This window comes from Streptomyces sp. PsTaAH-137, assembly GCF_003259365.1.
Classification (GTDB): domain Bacteria; phylum Actinomycetota; class Actinomycetes; order Streptomycetales; family Streptomycetaceae; genus Streptomyces.
The window spans coordinates 16,118-32,623 of the sequence record NZ_QLLY01000006.1 but is presented as its reverse complement, the minus strand read 5'-3'; the positions used below and the strand labels follow the sequence as shown (position 1 = coordinate 32,623).

At 69.2% G+C, this 16,506-nt stretch carries 15 protein-coding genes; 1 reads left to right on the top strand and 14 read right to left on the bottom strand.

What is annotated here, in order from left to right; all coding sequences use genetic code 11:
• Genes nuoL through K377_RS14525 form a run of 12 tightly spaced genes read right to left on the bottom strand, consistent with a single transcriptional unit; the run spans position 1 to position 12,753 of the window.
• Positions 1 to 1,896 (bottom strand): NADH-quinone oxidoreductase subunit L, encoded by a 1,896-nt coding sequence (gene nuoL / locus K377_RS14580; RefSeq protein ID WP_111663768.1) that lies wholly within the window; start codon positions 1,894 to 1,896, stop codon positions 1 to 3.
• Between the two features lie 15 nt (positions 1,897 to 1,911).
• Complete coding sequence (gene nuoK, locus K377_RS14575) at positions 1,912 to 2,211, bottom strand: NADH-quinone oxidoreductase subunit NuoK (protein WP_111663767.1); 300 nt, start codon at positions 2,209 to 2,211, stop codon at positions 1,912 to 1,914.
• On the bottom strand, positions 2,208 to 3,017 hold the full coding sequence (locus K377_RS14570; protein WP_111663766.1) for an NADH-quinone oxidoreductase subunit J: 810 nt from the start codon (positions 3,015 to 3,017) through the stop codon (positions 2,208 to 2,210). Before K377_RS14570 ends, nuoK begins: the two co-directional genes overlap by 4 nt.
• On the bottom strand, positions 3,014 to 3,637 hold the full coding sequence (gene nuoI, locus K377_RS14565; RefSeq protein ID WP_111663765.1) for an NADH-quinone oxidoreductase subunit NuoI: 624 nt from the start codon (positions 3,635 to 3,637) through the stop codon (positions 3,014 to 3,016). Before nuoI ends, K377_RS14570 begins: the two co-directional genes overlap by 4 nt.
• The gene (nuoH, locus tag K377_RS14560) at positions 3,630 to 5,009 is read right to left on the bottom strand and encodes an NADH-quinone oxidoreductase subunit NuoH (protein ID WP_111664160.1); all 1,380 of its coding nucleotides are present in this window, start codon (positions 5,007 to 5,009) and stop codon (positions 3,630 to 3,632) included. The genes nuoI and nuoH overlap by 8 nt, the downstream gene beginning before the upstream one ends.
• A gap of 11 nt (positions 5,010 to 5,020) precedes the next feature.
• Complete coding sequence (locus tag K377_RS14555; protein ID WP_111663764.1) at positions 5,021 to 7,519, bottom strand: NADH-quinone oxidoreductase subunit G; 2,499 nt, start codon at positions 7,517 to 7,519, stop codon at positions 5,021 to 5,023.
• Positions 7,516 to 8,883 carry an NADH-quinone oxidoreductase subunit NuoF gene (nuoF, locus tag K377_RS14550; protein ID WP_111663763.1) on the bottom strand — a complete coding sequence of 456 codons (1,368 nt, stop codon included), beginning with the start codon at positions 8,881 to 8,883 and terminating at the stop codon, positions 7,516 to 7,518. The genes K377_RS14555 and nuoF overlap by 4 nt, the downstream gene beginning before the upstream one ends.
• A complete protein-coding gene (nuoE, locus tag K377_RS14545; protein ID WP_111663762.1) occupies positions 8,883 to 9,704 on the bottom strand; it encodes an NADH-quinone oxidoreductase subunit NuoE in 822 nt (273 codons plus the stop codon). The genes nuoF and nuoE overlap by 1 nt, the downstream gene beginning before the upstream one ends.
• 44 nt (positions 9,705 to 9,748) lie before the next feature.
• Positions 9,749 to 11,071 (bottom strand): NADH-quinone oxidoreductase subunit D, encoded by a 1,323-nt coding sequence (locus tag K377_RS14540; protein WP_111663761.1) that lies wholly within the window; start codon positions 11,069 to 11,071, stop codon positions 9,749 to 9,751.
• Complete coding sequence (locus K377_RS14535; RefSeq protein WP_111663760.1) at positions 11,068 to 11,808, bottom strand: NADH-quinone oxidoreductase subunit C; 741 nt, start codon at positions 11,806 to 11,808, stop codon at positions 11,068 to 11,070. The genes K377_RS14540 and K377_RS14535 overlap by 4 nt, the downstream gene beginning before the upstream one ends.
• Positions 11,805 to 12,359 (bottom strand): NADH-quinone oxidoreductase subunit B family protein, encoded by a 555-nt coding sequence (locus K377_RS14530; protein WP_006133126.1) that lies wholly within the window; start codon positions 12,357 to 12,359, stop codon positions 11,805 to 11,807. The genes K377_RS14535 and K377_RS14530 overlap by 4 nt, the downstream gene beginning before the upstream one ends.
• Positions 12,360 to 12,393: 34 nt before the next feature.
• Positions 12,394 to 12,753, bottom strand: coding sequence for an NADH-quinone oxidoreductase subunit A (locus K377_RS14525; RefSeq protein WP_007383963.1), 360 nt, complete (start codon positions 12,751 to 12,753; stop codon positions 12,394 to 12,396).
• Between the two features lie 695 nt (positions 12,754 to 13,448).
• Here K377_RS14525 and K377_RS14520 point away from each other — a divergent pair.
• Positions 13,449 to 14,258 carry a C40 family peptidase gene (locus tag K377_RS14520; RefSeq protein WP_111663759.1) on the top strand — a complete coding sequence of 270 codons (810 nt, stop codon included), beginning with the start codon at positions 13,449 to 13,451 and terminating at the stop codon, positions 14,256 to 14,258.
• A gap of 90 nt (positions 14,259 to 14,348) precedes the next feature.
• Here the strand turns inward: K377_RS14520 and K377_RS14515 are convergent, their stop codons facing one another.
• On the bottom strand, positions 14,349 to 16,025 hold the full coding sequence (locus K377_RS14515; RefSeq protein ID WP_181512571.1) for a hypothetical protein: 1,677 nt from the start codon (positions 16,023 to 16,025) through the stop codon (positions 14,349 to 14,351).
• 130 nt (positions 16,026 to 16,155) lie between these two features.
• Positions 16,156 to 16,482 (bottom strand): putative quinol monooxygenase, encoded by a 327-nt coding sequence (locus tag K377_RS14510; RefSeq protein ID WP_111663757.1) that lies wholly within the window; start codon positions 16,480 to 16,482, stop codon positions 16,156 to 16,158.
• Between the last annotated feature and the right edge of the window lie 24 nt (positions 16,483 to 16,506).

Here is a 16,506-nt window from a genome sequence, read left to right as displayed (position 1 = left end):
TCAGACCGCCCTCATCAGCAGGGTCGCCGCGACGATGACCGCCGCACCGCCGAACATCGAGACGGCGTACGAGCGCACGTAGCCGTTCTGGAGCTTGCGGAGCCGGCCGGAGAGGCCGCCCACGGAAGCCGCCGAGCCGTTCACCACTCCGTCGACCAGGGTGTGGTCGACGTAGACCAGGGAGCGCGTGAGGTGCTCGCCGCCGCGGACCAGGACGACGTGGTTGAAGTCGTCCTGGAGCAGGTCGCGGCGGGCCGCACGCGTGAGCAGCGAGCCGCGCGGTGCGACGACGGGGACCTCGCGGCGCCCGTACTGGAGCCAGGCGACGGCCACACCGATCACCAGGCAGACCATGGTGGCCCCGGTGACGACACCCGCGCTGATCGGCGCGTGCCCGTGGTCGTGGCCGGTGACCGGCTCCAGCCAGTGCAGGAAGCGGTCGCCGATGGAGAAGAAGCCACCGGCGAAGACCGAGCCGACCGCGAGCACGATCATCGGGATCGTCATGGACGACGGCGACTCGTGCGGGTGCGGCTCATGGCCCTCCGCGTCGGGCTGCCAGCGCTTCTCGCCGAAGAAAGTCATGATCATCACGCGGGTCATGTAGAACGCGGTGATGGCCGCGCCGAGCAGGGCCACGGAGCCGAGGATCCAGCCCTCGGTGCCGCCCTTCGCGAACGCCGCTTCGATGATCTTGTCCTTGGAGAAGAAGCCGGACAGCCCCGGGAAGCCGATGATGGCCAGGTATCCGAGGCCGAACGTCACGAAGGTGACCGGCATGTACTTCCTGAGCGCGCCGTACTTCCGCATGTCCACCTCGTCGTTCATGCCGTGCATGACCGAACCGGCGCCGAGGAAGAGCCCCGCCTTGAAGAAGCCGTGCGTCACCAGGTGCATGATCGCGAAGACGTAGCCGATGGGACCGAGGCCCGCGGCGAGCACCATGTAGCCGATCTGCGACATCGTCGACCCGGCGAGGGCCTTCTTGATGTCGTCCTTCGCGCAACCGACGATCGCACCGAACAGCAGCGTGACCGCGCCGACGATGGTGACGACGAGCTGGGCGTCCGGCGCGCCGTTGAAGATCGCGCCGGAGCGGACGATCAGGTAGACACCCGCGGTCACCATGGTCGCTGCGTGGATGAGGGCCGAGACCGGGGTCGGGCCCTCCATCGCGTCCCCGAGCCAGGACTGGAGCGGCACCTGCGCCGACTTGCCGCACGCGGCGAGCAGCAGCATCAGGCCGATCGCGGTGAGCTTGCCCTCGGACGTGTCCCCGACGCTGTCCAGGACCGGCCCGAAGGCGAACGTCCCGAACGTCGTGAACATCAGCATGATCGCGATGGACAGACCCATGTCACCGACACGGTTGACCAGGAACGCCTTCTTGGCGGCGGTGGCCGCGCTGGGCTTGTGCTGCCAGAAGCCGATGAGGAGGTACGAGGCGAGGCCCACGCCCTCCCAGCCGACGTACAGCAGCAGGTAGTTGTCGGCGATGACCAGCAGGAGCATCGCCGCGACGAACAGGTTCAGGTAGCCGAAGAAGCGGCGGCGCCGCTCGTCGTGCTCCATGTACCCGATCGAGTAGAGGTGGATCAGCGTGCCCACACCGGAGATCAGCAGCACGAACGTCATCGACAGCTGGTCGAGCTGGAAGCCGATGTCCGCCTGGAAGCCCTCGACGGGGATCCAGCTGTACAGGTGCTGGGTGAGCGTGCGGTCCTCCGGGCCCTTGCCGAGCATGTCGGAGAAGAGCACGACGGCGATCACGAAGGAGACGGCCGCGAGCAGGGTGCCGAGCAGATGGCCCACCCGGTCCAACGCCCGCCCGCCGCACAGGAGTACGGCCGCTCCGAGCAGTGGCGCCGCGACGAGCAGCGCAATCAGGTTGTTCACGATTTCTCCGACCCCTTACAGCTTCATCAGGCTGGCGTCGTCGACCGAGGCCGAGTGGCGGGAACGGAACAGCGACACGATGATCGCGAGCCCCACGACGACCTCCGCGGCGGCGACGACCATCGTGAAGAACGCGATGATCTGGCCGTCGAGATTGCCGTGCATCCGGGAGAACGCGACGAACGCGAGGTTGCACGCGTTCAGCATCAGCTCGATGCACATGAACACGACGATCGCGTTCCGCCTGATGAGGACGCCGGTGGCGCCGATGGTGAACAACAGGCAGGCGAGATACAGATAGTTGACCGGATTCACTTCGACGCCTCCTCGCTGCGCTCCAGGCGCTCGGCCGACCGCTGCTCCAGGGCCTTGAGGTCATCGAGCGCCTCACCGGAGACGTCCCGGATCTGGCCGCGCTCGCGCAGCGTCTGCATGACCGTGAGCTCCGACGGGGTGCCGTCGGGCAGCAGGCCCGCGATGTCCACGGCGTTGTGCCGGGCGTAGACACCCGGGGCCGGCAGCGGCGGGAGGTGCTTGCCCTCGCGCACGCGCTGCTCGGCCAGCTCCCGCTGGGTCTTGGCCCGCTCGGTGCGCTCCCGGTGCGTGAGCACCATCGCGCCGACGGTGGCGGTGATCAGCAGGGCGCCGGTGATCTCGAAGGCGAAGACGTACTTGGTGAAGATGAGGGAGGCCAGGCCCTCCACGTTCCCGTTCGCGTTCGCCTTGCCCAGGCCGTTGAACTGCGTCAGTGACGCGTTCGCGATGCCCGCGATGAGCAGGATGCCGAAGCCGAGACCGCACGCGGCGGCGAGCCAGCGCTGCCCCTTGATGGTCTCCTTCAGGGAGTCCGCCGCGGTGACGCCGACGAGCATGACGACGAAGAGGAACAGCATCATGATCGCGCCCGTGTAGACGACGATCTGGACGATGCCCAGGAAATACGCCCCGTTGGCCAGGTAGAAGACCGCGAGGATGATCATGGTCCCGGCCAGGCACAGCGCACTGTGCACGGCCTTCTTCATGAGGATCGTGCAGAGCGCGCCGATGACGGCGACGGTGCCGAGGACCCAGAACTGGAAGGCCTCACCGGTGGAGGTCGAATAGGCGGCGAGCGCGCTCATGCCTCCACCTCCTCAGCCTCTTCCGCGGCCTCGGACGGCTTCTCGCCCTTGGAGACGGCGACCTGGCGCTCGGTGCCGGGCGCGGCCTCGGTGACCAGGCCCCGGTAGTAGTCCGTCTCGTCCATGCCCGGGTAGATGGCGTGCGGGCTGTCGACCATGGTGTCTTCCAGGCCGGCGAGCAGCTGCTCCTTGGTGTAGATCAGGTTGGCCCGGCTGCTGTCCGCGAGCTCGAACTCGTTCGTCATCGTGAGCGCGCGCGTGGGGCACGCCTCGATGCACAGGCCGCACAGGATGCAGCGGGCGTAGTTGATCTGGTAGACGCGGCCGTACCGCTCGCCCGGGGAGTAGCGCTCCTCCTCGGTGTTGTCCGCGCCCTCCACGTAGATGGCGTCCGCCGGGCAGGCCCAGGCGCACAGCTCGCAGCCGACGCACTTCTCCAGGCCGTCCGGATGGCGGTTGAGCTGGTGCCTGCCATGGAAGCGGGGAGCGGTGGTCTTCTGCTGCTCCGGGTACTGCTCGGTCAGCCGCTTCTTGAACATGGCCTTGAAGGTCACGCCGAAGCCGGCGACCGGATTCATGAACCCGGGGCTGGTGTCCTTCTCGTTCGTCTCGTCAGCCATCGGACGCCTCCTTTCCGTCACGAGCGTCACTCGGTCCGTCACTCGCAGTATCGGGGCCGCCACTGACAATCAACTCCCGCTCACGGCGCGGGCGTCGACGCGGGACGGGCGGCAGGGTCTGTCCGGGCAGCGGCGGGACGGGGAATCCGCCCGCCATCGGGTCGAAGGCCGCGGGCTCCTCGGCCGCACCGCCCTCGCCGACCTGCTTGGCGCCCCGGTCGCGGAAGATGTCGACGACGAAGGACAGCAGCAGGAGCACGAGGATGCCGCCGCCGACGTACAGGGCGATGTCGGCGAAGTCGTAGTTCTCGTTGCGCAGCGTGCGCACGGTCGCCACCAGCATCAGCCAGACCACGGAGACCGGGATGAGGACCTTCCAGCCGAGCTTCATCAGCTGGTCGTAGCGCACGCGCGGGAGCGTGCCGCGCAGCCAGATGAAGAAGAACAGCAGCAGCTGCACCTTGATGACGAACCAGAGCATCGGCCACCAGCCGTGGTTCGCGCCCTCCCAGAACGTGGAGACCGGCCACGGCGCGCGCCAGCCGCCCAGGAAGAGGGTCACCGACACCGCGGAGACCGTCACCATGTTCACGTACTCGGCGAGCATGAACATCGCGAACTTGATGGACGAGTACTCGGTGTTGAAGCCGCCGACGAGGTCGCCCTCGGACTCCGGCATGTCGAACGGGGCGCGGTTCGTCTCGCCGACCATCGTCACGATGTAGATCAGGAACGAGACCGGCAGCAGCACGATGTACCAGCGGTCGTGCTGCTGGGCGACGATCTCCGAGGTCGACATCGAGCCCGAGTACAGGAACACCGAGGCGAACGCGGCGCCCATCGCGATCTCGTACGAGATCATCTGCGCGCAGGACCGCAGACCGCCCAGGAGCGGGTACGTCGATCCGGAGGACCAGCCCGCGAGGACGATGCCGTAGATACCGACGGAGGCGACCGCGAGGATGTAGAGCATCGCGATCGGCAGGTCGGTGAGCTGCATCGTCGTACGGTGGCCGAAGATCGAGATCTCGTTGCCGGCCGGGCCGAACGGGATGACGGCGATCGCCATGAACGCGGGGATCGCGGCGACGACCGGCGCCAGGATGTAGACGACCTTGTCGGCACGCTTGACGATCAGGTCTTCCTTCAGCATCAGCTTGATGCCGTCGGCGAGCGACTGGAGCATGCCCCAGGGGCCGTGCCGGTTGGGGCCGATGCGCAGCTGCATCCAGGCGACGACCTTGCGCTCCCACACGATGGAGAACAGCACGGTCACCATCAGGAAGGCGAAGCAGAAGACCGCCTTGACGACGACGAGCCACCACGGGTCGCGGCCGAACATCGACAGGTCTTCGGCCGCGAGCGGACTCAGGGCCATGGGGCTCATGACTGCACCTCCGGGGCCTCGGCGACGGCCGGGCCGATCTTCACGAGGTCGCCGGGGACGGCACCGGTGTCCGAAGCGACGCCCCCGCCGACGGAGTTGAGCGGCAGCCAGACGACCCGGTCGGGCATCTCCGTGATCTCCAGCGGGAAGCGGACGCTCCCCGCGGAACCGGTCACGGCCAGCACGTCGCCGTCCTTGACGCCCGCCTCGGCGGCCGTCGCGGCGGACACGCGCGCGTGGGCGGCGTGCCGGGTCCCGGCGAGCGCCTCGTCGCCGTCCTGGAGGCGGCCCTGGTCGAGCAGCAGCCGGTGCCCGGCGAGCACGGCCTCCCCGGAGGCGGGCCGCGGCAGCACCGCGCCGGTCTCCAGGGGCTCGGTGGCGTGCGGTCCGTCCCAGTGGCCGAGCCGGTCCAGCTCACCGCGCGCGGTGCGCAGATCGGGCAGCCCGAGGTGGATGTCCATCGCGTCGGCCAGCATCTGGAGCACGCGCCCGTCGGTCGGGGCGACCCGGCGCGTCATCTGGTCGGGCTTGAGCGCGGCCTCGAACATCCGGGCCCGGCCCTCCCAGTTGAGGAAGGTGCCCGCCTTCTCGGCGACCGCGGCCACCGGCAGGACGACGTCGGCGTGGTCGGTGACCTCGCTCGGCCGCTGCTCCAGGGAGACCAGGAAACCGACCTCGTGAAGGGCTTCACGCGCGCGTGCCGGGTTCGGCAGGTCGGCGACCTCGACGCCCGCGACGACCAGGGCCCGCAGCTCACCCGTGAGGGCGGCCTCGACGATCTGGCCGGTGTCGCGGCCGTAGCGGTGCGGGAGTTCGGCCACACCCCAGACCGAGGCGACCTCCTCACGCGCGCGCGGGTCGGTCGCCGGACGGCCGCCGGGCAGCAGCGACGGGATCGCGCCCGCCTCGACGGCACCGCGCTCACCGGCCCGGCGCGGCACCCACACCAGGGCGGCGCCGGTCGCGGCGGCGGCCCGGACGGCGGCGGTGAGCCCGCCGGCGACGGCGGCGAGCCGCTCACCGACGACGATCACGGAACCCTCGGCGCGCAGCGCCTCGCCCGCCGCCTCTCCCCCGGCCTCCAGACCGACACCGGACGACAGGGCGTCCAGCCACTCGGTCTCGGTGCCGGGCGCGGCCGGCAGCAGCGTGCCGCCGGCCTTCTCCAGGCCGCGCGTGCCGTGCGTGGCGAGCGAGAACACCCGCTGCCCGTGCGCCCGCCAGGCCTTGCGGAGCTTGAGGAAGACGCCGGGCGCCTCCTCCTCCGACTCGAAGCCGACCAGGAGCACGGCCGGGGCCTTCTCCAGCTTCGTGTACGTGACGCCTGTGCCGTCCAGGTCGCGCCCGCGACCCGCGACCCGGGCCGCGAGGAAGTCGGCCTCCTCGCTGCTGTGCACGCGCGCGCGGAAGTCGATGTCGTTCGTGTCGAGCGCGACCCGCGCGAACTTGCTGAACGCGTAGGCGTCCTCGACGGTGAGCCGGCCGCCGGTGAGGACTCCGGTCCGGCCGCGCCCGGCGGTCAGCCCGCGGGCCGCGACCTCCAGGGCCTCGGGCCAGGACGCGGGCCGCAGTTCACCGGTCTCCTCGTCGCGGACGAGCGGCGTGGTGAGCCGGTCCGGCTTCTGTGCGTACCGGAAGCCGAAGCGGCCCTTGTCGCAGATCCACTCCTCGTTGACCTCGGGGTCGTTGGCCGCGAGGCGGCGCATGACCTTGCCGCGCCGGTGGTCGGTGCGGGTCGCGCAACCGCTGGAGCAGTGCTCGCACACGCTCGGCGACGAGATGAGGTCGAACGGCCGCGAGCGGAAGCGGTACGCCGCCGAGGTCAGCGCGCCCACCGGGCAGATCTGGATGGTGTTCCCGGAGAAGTACGACTCGAAGGGGTCGCCCTCGCCCGTGCCGACCTGCTGGAGCGCGCCGCGCTCGATCAGCTCGATCATCGGGTCGCCCGCGATCTGGTTGGAGAACCGGGTGCAGCGTGCGCAGAGCACGCACCGCTCGCGGTCGAGCAGCACCTGCGTGGAGATCGGCACCGGTTTCTCGTACGTCCGCTTCCTGCCCTCGAAGCGGGAGTCGGCCTGGCCGTGCGACATGGCCTGGTTCTGGAGCGGGCACTCGCCGCCCTTGTCGCAGACCGGGCAGTCCAGGGGGTGGTTGATGAGCAGCAGCTCCATGACCCCCTTCTGCGCCTTCTCGGCGACCGGGGAGGAGAGCTGGCTCTTGACCACCATGCCGTCGGTGCAGGTGATGGTGCAGGACGCCATCGGCTTGCGCTGGCCCTCCACCTCCACGATGCACTGGCGGCAGGCGCCGGCCGGGTCGAGGAGCGGGTGGTCGCAGAACCGGGGGATCTCGATGCCCAGCATCTCGGCGGCACGGATGACCAGGGTCCCCTTGGGGACGCTGATCTCGATGCCGTCGATGGTGAGGGAGACGAGGTCCTCCGGCGGAACAGCCGCCTCGCCGCCCCCGGAGGGAGCGTTGGTCGTGACGGTCACGCGGTCACCTCCGTGCGGTGCTGGTCGGTCCGGTCGGCCCAGACGGTCGAGCGGGCCGGGTCGAAGGGGCAGCCCTTACCCGTGATGTGCTGCTCGTACTCGTCGCGGAAGTACTTGAGCGAGGAGAAGATCGGCGAGGCGGCACCGTCGCCGAGGGCGCAGAACGACTTGCCGTTGATGTTGTCGGCGATGTCGTTCAGCTTGTCGAGGTCCTCCATCGAGCCCTTGCCGGCCTCGATGTCGCGGAGCAACTGGACGAGCCAGTACGTGCCTTCGCGGCAGGGCGTGCACTTGCCGCAGGACTCGTGGGCGTAGAACTCGGTCCACCTCGTGACGGCGCGCACGACGCAGGTCGTCTCGTCGAAGCACTGGAGCGCCTTGGTGCCGAGCATCGAGCCCGCGGCGCCGACGCCCTCGTAGTCGAGGGGGACGTCGAGGTGCTCCTCGGTGAACATCGGGGTGGAACTGCCCCCCGGTGTCCAGAACTTGAGGCGGTGGCCGGCCCGCATCCCGCCGCTCATGTCGAGGAGCTGGCGCAGCGTGATGCCGAGCGGGGCCTCGAACTGGCCGGGGTTGGTGACGTGGCCGCTGAGCGAGTAGAGCGTGAAGCCCGCGGACTTCTCGCTGCCCATCGACTTGAACCACTCTTTCCCGCGGTTCAGGATCGCGGGAACCGACGCGATGGACTCGACGTTGTTCACCACAGTGGGGCATGCGTAGAGGCCCGCGACCGCGGGGAAAGGGGGGCGGAGTCGCGGCTGGCCACGGCGGCCTTCGAGCGAGTCCAGGAGTGCGGTCTCCTCGCCACAGATGTACGCGCCCGCGCCCGCGTGCACGGTGAGTTCGAGGTTCAGACCGGAGCCGAGGATGTCCTGCCCGAGGAACCCGGCCTCGTACGCCTCGCGCACGGCCTCGTGCAGCCGCCGCAGCACGGGGACCACTTCACCGCGCAGGTAGATGAACGCGTGCTCGGACCGGATCGCGTAGCAGGCGATCACGATGCCCTCGATGAGGCTGTGCGGGTTCGCGAAGAGAAGGGGGATGTCCTTGCAGGTTCCCGGTTCCGACTCGTCGGCGTTGACGACGAGATAGTGCGGCTTGCCGTCTCCCTGGGGGATGAACTGCCACTTCATCCCGGTGGGGAACCCGGCGCCGCCGCGTCCGCGGAGCCCTGAGTCCTTCACGTACGCGATGAGGTCGTCCGGTGACATGGCGAGGGCCTTGCGCAGTCCCTCGTAGCCCTCGTGACGGCGGTACACGTCCAGGGACCAGGACCTGTCCTCGTCCCAGAAGGCCGACAGGACCGGAGCGAGCAGCTTCTCCGGGCTGGTGTCGTGGTCGTTGACTTCGGCGGCCAAGGTCATCACTCCCCCTCCTCGGCGGTCGGCCCCGCGGGGTGCTCGGGGTCGGAGGCCGATGTGTCCTGCGGCGCGTCGTGCGAGCTGAGGTGCTCGCTGGGCGACGGGTCGTGCGGCGGTTCGGTGTCATGGGCCTCGCCGCGCGGGTGGACCACGCGCGCGGGCGGCGTCTCGCCCTTGGCCAGGCGCAGCCCGATCAGCGAGGCGGGACCGGCGCTGCCGCCGGCCTCCACGGCGCCCTCGCGCTCGTCGGGGAAGCCGGCCAGGATGCGGGCGGTCTCCTTGAAGGTGCACAGGGGAGCGCCGCGGGTGGGTGACACCTGCGCTCCGGCGCGCAGGTCGTCGACGAGCCGCTTGGCCGAGTCGGGCGTCTGGTTGTCGAAGAACTCCCAGTTGACCATCACCACGGGAGCGAAATCACAAGCGGCGTTGCACTCGATGTGCTCCAGCGTGATCTTGCCGTCGTCCGTGGTGCCGTTGTTGCCGACGCCGAGGTGCTCCTGGAGCGTCTCGAAGATGGCGTCGCCGCCCATGACGGCGCACAGCGTGTTGGTGCAGACGCCCACCTGGTAGTCGCCGCTCGGCTTGCGGCGGTACATCGTGTAGAAGGTCGCGACGGCCGTGACCTCGGCGGTGGTCAGGTCGAGCATGTCGGCGCAGAACTGCATGCCGGTCCGCGTGACATGGCCCTCCTCCGACTGCACGAGGTGCAGCAGCGGCAGCAGGGCGGAGCGGGAGCCGGGGTAGCGGGCGATGATCGCCTTCGCGTCCGTCTCCAGGCGGGCTCGGACGTCGTCCGGATAGCCGGGCGCGGGCAGCTGCGGCATGCCGAGGCTGACGCCCTGCCCAGCGGAACCTGTGGAACTGGTCGTCACCGGTCGACGCCTCCCATCACGGGGTCGATGGACGCGACCGCGACGATGACGTCGGCGACCTGGCCGCCTTCGCACATCGCGGCCATCGCCTGAAGGTTGGTGAAGGACGGGTCGCGGAAATGGACCCTGAACGGGCGGGTGCCGCCGTCGGACACGGCGTGCACACCCAGCTCGCCTTTGGGCGACTCCACGGCGGCGTACGCCTGTCCCGGCGGGACGCGGAAGCCCTCGGTCACCAGCTTGAAGTGGTGGATGAGGGCCTCCATGGAGGTGCCCATGATGTTCTTGATGTGGTCGAGCGAGTTGCCGAGTCCGTCCGGGCCGAGGGCCAGTTGGGCGGGCCAGGCGATCTTCTTGTCCCCGACCATGACCGGGCCCGGCTCCAGGCGGTCCAGGCACTGCTCGATGATGTGCAGCGACTGGCGCATCTCCTCCAGGCGGACCAGGAAGCGTCCGTAGGAGTCGCAGGTGTCGGCGGTCGGGATCTCGAAGTCGTACGTCTCGTAGCCGCAGTAGGGCTGCGCCTTGCGCAGGTCGTGCGGCAGTCCGGCCGAGCGCAGGATCGGGCCGGTGGCGCCGAGGGCCATGCAGCCGGCCAGGTCGAGGTAGCCGACGTCCTGCATACGGGCCTTGAAGATGGGGTTCCCGGTGGCGAGCTTGTCGTACTCGGGAAGGTTCTTCTTCATCTTCTTCACGAACTCGCGCAGCTGGTCCACCGCGCCGGGCGGCAGGTCCTGGGCGAGTCCGCCGGGCCGGATGTACGCGTGGTTCATGCGCAGGCCGGTGATCAACTCGTAGATGTCGAGAATGAGTTCACGATCACGGAAGCCGTAGATCATGATCGTGGTCGCGCCGAGCTCCATGCCGCCGGTGGCGATGCAGACCAGGTGCGAGGACATCCGGTTCAGCTCCATGAGGAGCACGCGGATGATCGAGGCCCGGTCCGGTACGTCGTTCTCGATGCCGAGGAGCTTCTCGACGGCGAGGCAGTAGGCCGCCTCGTTGTAGAACGGCGTCAGGTAGTCCATGCGCGTCACGAACGTGGTGCCCTGCGTCCACGTGCGGTACTCGAGGTTCTTCTCGATGCCGGTGTGCAGATAACCGATTCCGCAGCGGGCCTCGGTGACCGTCTCGCCGTCGATCTCCAGGATCAGACGGAGCACGCCGTGCGTGGACGGGTGCTGGGGGCCCATGTTGACGATGATGCGTTCGTCGTCGGACTTCGCCGCGGTCTGGGCGATCTCGTCCCAGTCGCCACCGGTGACCGTGTAGACGGTGCCCTCGGTGGTCTCGCGCGGGGTTGCCTGGGGTGTGGTCACGAGTACGACCTCCGCTGGTCCGGAGCCGGGATCTGGGCGCCCTTGTACTCGACGGCGATGCCGCCGAGGGGATAGTCCTTGCGCTGCGGGAAGCCCTGCCAGTCGTCCGGCATCATGATCCGCGTCAGCGCGGGGTGGCCGTCGAAGACGATGCCGAAGAAGTCGTACGCCTCGCGCTCGTGCCAGTCGTTCGTGGGATACACGGCGACCAGGGACGGGACGTGCGGGTCCGCGTCCGGCATCGACACCTCCAGGCGGATCAGCCTGTTGTGGGTGAGCGACCGCAGGTGGTAGACGGCGTGCAGCTCGCGGCCCTTGTCGCCGGGGTAGTTCACCCCGGAGACACCCGTGCACAGTTCGAAGCGCAGGGCCGGGTCGTCGCGCAGCGTCCGCGCCACGCGCTCCAGGTGCTCGCGCTCGATGTGGAAGGTGAGCTCGCCGCGGTCGACGACCGTCTTGTCGATGGCGTTCTCGGGGACGAGGCCCTGTTCCTCCAGGGCGCCCTCCAGCTCGTCGGCCACCTCGTCGAACCAGCCGCCGTACGGGCGGGTGGCCTCGCCGGGCAGCCGGATCGAGCGGACGAGTCCGCCGTAGCCGGAGGTGTCGCCGCCGTTGTTGGCGCCGAACATGCCGCGCTGGACGCGGATCTCCTCGCCGGCGTCGCCCCGCTGCCCCGGCAGGTTGGAGGCGCTCAGGTCCTTCTCGGGGTTGGCCCCGTCGCTCTGCGCGTCACTCACCGCAGCAGCCCCTTCATCTCGATCGTCGGGAGCGCCTTGAGCGCCGCTTCCTCCGCCTCACGGGCCGCCTCCTCGGCGTTCACGCCGAGCTTGGAGGACTGGATCTTCTGATGGAGCTTGAGAATCGCGTCCATCAGCATCTCGGGCCTGGGCGGGCAGCCGGGCAGATAGATGTCGACCGGGACGACGTGGTCGACGCCCTGCACGATCGCGTAGTTGTTGAACATCCCGCCGGACGAGGCGCAGACGCCCATGGAGATGACCCACTTGGGGTTGGGCATCTGGTCGTAGACCTGGCGCAGGACGGGCGCCATCTTCTGGCTCACCCGCCCGGCGACGATCATCAGATCCGCCTGGCGGGGCGATCCGCGGAAGACCTCCATGCCGAACCGCGCCAGGTCGTAGCGGCCCGCGCCCGTCGTCATCATCTCGATGGCGCAGCACGCGAGGCCGAACGTGGCGGGAAAGACGGACGACTTGCGCACCCAGCCCGCGGCCTGCTCGACGGTCGTCAGCAGGAATCCGCTCGGCAGCTTTTCTTCGAGTCCCATTGGTCTGTGGCTCCCGGTCTCCCCTGTACGGGGCTCAGTCCCATTCCAGGCCGCCGCGCCGCCATACGTACGCGTACGCGACAAAGACGGTGAGCACGAAGAGCAGCATCTCCACGAGCCCGAAAACCCCCAGGGCGTCGAAGGTGACGGCCCAGGGATAGAGGAAGACGATCTCGATGTCGAAGACGATGAAGAGCATCGCCGTCAGGTAGTACTTGATGGGGAAGCGCCCGCCGCCGGCCGGCGTGGGGGTGGGCTCGATGCCGCACTCGTACGCTTCGAGCTTCGCCCGGTTGTACCGCTTTGGACCGATAAGCGTGGCCATGACCACGGAGAAGATCGCAAAGCCTGCCCCGAGGGCTCCCAGTACGAGGATGGGCGCATACGCGTTCACCGCTCCTCGCTCCTCTCAGTCGGCGCTGACTGCTGGCGGTTGCACGGGCCCGCGACCCCGGCTCCCCCTGCAAACGGTCGAAGATCGCTTACATGTGAAGCAGGTCACAAGCCCAACTTGCCCCGCATCTTATGCCTGCTCCTCTGTGATCTGCGACACGGGGTACGCCAACTACTTTGTGATCTCCACCACCTGACGAAGGATCATGAAGTCGGATGAGCGGTGATCTTCACACTCGAAGCGCCTGAGTGATCACCAGAGGTGACAACTTGACCGGTTACCCCTGGTCAGGAGGGTGCGTTCACTATCAAGAGGAAGCAGCCACAGGCAAATTGGTGTTGGACACCTTTGGCTGATAGTGCGCGGCGTTCACGCGTCAGGGGGAGGGGCGCGGACGGAAGTGGACATCAGGGCCGCCCCTAGGGGTCGACTGTGACCTGCGTCACGCGCCACGTAACGTCCCGGAAACCGGGCTTGGCCAACGGCCTCAACCGGTGGTAGGCCCAGGGCAATTCGGGCGTTTCACAGAAACCGCATGATCACAGCCTTGATCGACCGCATCAGATCCTGCCCGAATTGCCCGTTACGGCGTCAATGAGAGCTGTGGGGTGTGGAATTCGTGCCCGCTCTTCACAACTGTGGCGCACCACACGTTTCTTGATGAGAACCGTGAAGCCCTGATAGCGGTTGTACTCATGTCCCACACCGCTCACATACCCAGCCACCGGAAGCCCCGTCGCAGCGCCTCGAAGATGGCCCTGCGCGCCGGAGTTACTGGTGGCGTCCTCAGCACCCTGGCAGTGGCCGGTGCGTCGGGTGCGGCCAGCGCTGCCGAGCCCGTGACGCAGACCATCGAACTGCCCACGCTCACCGCCGACCTCTCCTCGCAGGTCGCCCAGTCCGCGGACGCCACCCAGCAGGCCGCGGCCAACTACCAGCTCCAGGCGGAGCGTGACGAGGCCTTCGCCAAGGCCGCGGACCAGGCCAAGAAGGACCAGGCCGAGGCGGAGAAGAAGGCTGAGGCCAAGAAGAAGGCCGAGGCCGCCGCCAAGGCCAAGGCCGAGCGGGAGGCCGCCGAGAAGGCCGCCTCGCGCTCCAGCGAGCGCACGACCCTCTCCGCCTCCACCGAGACCGTCAGCGCGCCCGCCAGCGGCTCCGTGGCCTCGGTCATCAGCTTCCTGAAGGCCCAGGTCGGCGACGCGTACGTCATGGGCGGTACGGGCCCCAGCTCGTGGGACTGCTCGGGCCTCGTCCAGGCCGCGTTCAAGCAGGCCGGTGTCGACCTGCCGCGCACCTCGCAGGAGCAGTCGACGGCCGGCACCTCGGTCTCGCTCTCCAGCGTCCAGGTCGGCGACATCCTCTACTGGGGTGGCGCGGGCTCCGCGTACCACGTCGGTGTCTACATCGGCAACGGCCAGTACCTCGACGCCGCCAACCCCTCGAAGGGCGTTGTCATCCAGGACCTGTCCGGCTACCCGGCCAGCGGCGCGGTCCGCGTCCTCTGAGGAACCCCGTACACGGCAAAGGCCGCCGCTCCCCTCCCCGGGGTGCGGCGGCCTTTGTGCGCGCTCTCACGAGCGCCTGAACGCCCGCTGTCAGACGGTCCTGCGGCGGCGCGCGGCGATGACGGCCGCGGCGCCCGCGCCCAGGACGACGACGGCGATGCCGCCGATGAGCAGCACGCCGCCCGAACCGGTCAGCGCGAGCCCGCCGCCCGAGCCCTGCTCCCCCGAACTCCCGGCGGACGAGCCGGAATCACCCGACGTACCGGATGAACCAGACGAACCGGACGAACTTCCGTCACTCGCGCTCGGCGACGGGCTCGCGGAGGAGCCGCCGTCCGTGGCGCCGCCGGCGCCCTGCCCGTCGCCGGTGCCGTTGAGCACGATCCAGGCGGTGTTGTTGGACTGCTCGGGCTCGCTCGGGTTGTCCCAGGACGGGAGCGCCACCTTGCCCTTGGCGTTCTTCACGACCTTGTCGATCCGCAGCTCGAAGGGGAAGGTCAGCTTCGCGTCCTCCAGCAGGGGCGTGGAGACCCAGCACAGATAGCCCTTCACCCCCTCGTCGATCGTGGTGAAGTTGCAGCGGTCCGGGGCCTTGGTGACCGTGGCGCCCTTGGGCACCGCCACCGTGAAGCCGATGGACTCGCCGCCGGAGCGCAGCGCGCTGATCCAGCCGGGGCCGTCGTTGCGGAAGCCGATGTCCGCCTTGACCGTGTCGCCCGCCTTGCCCTTCGCCGAGGCGCCGGTCAGCACCAGGTCGTAGGTGTTGGAGGTGGGCAGGTCCAGCTCGGCGTAGCGCGTGTAGTCGGCGGCCGAGGCGCCCGGGAGCTCCTTCAGGGTGAGCGAGCCGCCGGTGCCCGGCGTGTAGCCGTCCTCGGTGAGCAGCGCCTTCGCCTTGGCCGGGGAGACCGCGGAGAAGCCGTAGCTGAAGATGTCGGCGAGGGCGAAATCGGCCGTACGGACCTTCAGCGGTTCGGCGACGGTGTAGGCGGTGCCCGCCTCGAAGGTGCCCGGGACGGTGCAGATCGCGTCCACGCCCTGGTGCAGCAGGGGGCCGTCGGTGGTCTTCTTGTACGCGCAGTTGCCGTAGCTGTCGAGGAAGCTCAGGCCGCGCGAGCCGTGGAAGCGCAGGACCGCGCCGTCGCCCGCCATGCCGCCCTCGTTGCGGAAGCCGACCGGGGCGTCGTACACGTCGCCCGCCTCGAAGCCCCGGGGCTCGCTCAGCTTGCGGTTCTTGAACTCGGGGCCGCCCACCAGCACGTCGATGGTCAGCGGGGCGAAGGTGACGCCCGCGCCCTCGCCGGTGATCCTGATGGAGCCGAAGTCCCCCGCCGCGCTCTCGCTGTTGACGTCGAGCCGGATGCCGCCGAGCCGGTTGTAGTCCGAACCGGCGTTGATCTCGGAGCCCGAGCACTCGGCGGTCAGGCCGTCGGCCGCGCAGGGCAGCTTCACCGCGGCAACGCCCTTGAGCCCGGACGCATCGATCTTGATCTTGTACTCGCCGTGGTGGACGACGGGGATGACTCCGTCGTCGCCCGGCTCGTCGCTGCCCGGGGCGGCCAGGCGCAGGGTGACCTGGGGCTCGGACGGTTCGCCGTTGTCCCCGGTGAGGGAGAGGTCGACGTGGTTCTCGCCGGTGATGGCGACCGCGAGCGGGGCGTCATCGGCGGCGACGGCGGGTGCGGCGGCACCGAAGCCGCAGGTGAGCGCCGCGGCGGCGGCGAGGCCGAGGGCGGCGCGGGAGCCGGCCCGGCGGATGTGACGTCTCATCAACGCTCTCTCGTGAAGGTCGCAGGGGGTGAGCCGCACACCGGCTCACCCCCTCCGACCACTCACCCGGGGCGATCGTTGCCCACAGGAGCGTCACAGGAGCATCACGAACAACTCCGCGCGCGAGGCGTCACGCCTGCGGCGTCAGCTCCCCCATCGGGCCCCAACCCTCGTTCGGGATCTCGGCGTTGATGATCTCGGGGGTGCTCGCGATCAGCGGGGCCATGGCGTCGAGGCCGGCCTTGAAGTGGTCGGAGCCGACGTGGGCGGCGCCCGCGTCGCCGTCCCGGAAGCCCTCGACCAGGACGAACTGGTTCGGGTCCTCGACACTGCGCGACCAGTCGAAGAAGAGGTTGCCCTCCTCGGCGCGGGTCGCGGCGGTGAACGCGGCGGTCTTCTCCAGCCAGGAGTCGGTGTGCTCGGGGCGGACGGTGAACTTCACAGCGATGAAAATCATGCGTCCAGCGTGCCCCGAGCCTCC

What these genes read in the sequence shown, in the direction of transcription:
- nuoI (WP_111663765.1), bottom strand. Translation starts at nt 3,637, where the DNA reads ATGGCTGACGAGACGAACGAGAAGGACACCAGCCCCGGGTTCATGAAT.
- K377_RS14520 (WP_111663759.1), top strand. Translation starts at nt 13,449, where the DNA reads ATGTCCCACACCGCTCACATACCCAGCCACCGGAAGCCCCGTCGCAGC.
- nuoF (WP_111663763.1), bottom strand. Translation starts at nt 8,883, where the DNA reads ATGACCTTGGCCGCCGAAGTCAACGACCACGACACCAGCCCGGAGAAG.
- K377_RS14570 (WP_111663766.1), bottom strand. Translation starts at nt 3,017, where the DNA reads ATGAGCGCGCTCGCCGCCTATTCGACCTCCACCGGTGAGGCCTTCCAG.
- K377_RS14530 (WP_006133126.1), bottom strand. Translation starts at nt 12,359, where the DNA reads ATGGGACTCGAAGAAAAGCTGCCGAGCGGATTCCTGCTGACGACCGTC.
- nuoE (WP_111663762.1), bottom strand. Translation starts at nt 9,704, where the DNA reads ATGCCGCAGCTGCCCGCGCCCGGCTATCCGGACGACGTCCGAGCCCGC.
- K377_RS14510 (WP_111663757.1), bottom strand. Translation starts at nt 16,482, where the DNA reads ATGATTTTCATCGCTGTGAAGTTCACCGTCCGCCCCGAGCACACCGAC.
- K377_RS14515 (WP_181512571.1), bottom strand. Translation starts at nt 16,025, where the DNA reads ATGAGACGTCACATCCGCCGGGCCGGCTCCCGCGCCGCCCTCGGCCTC.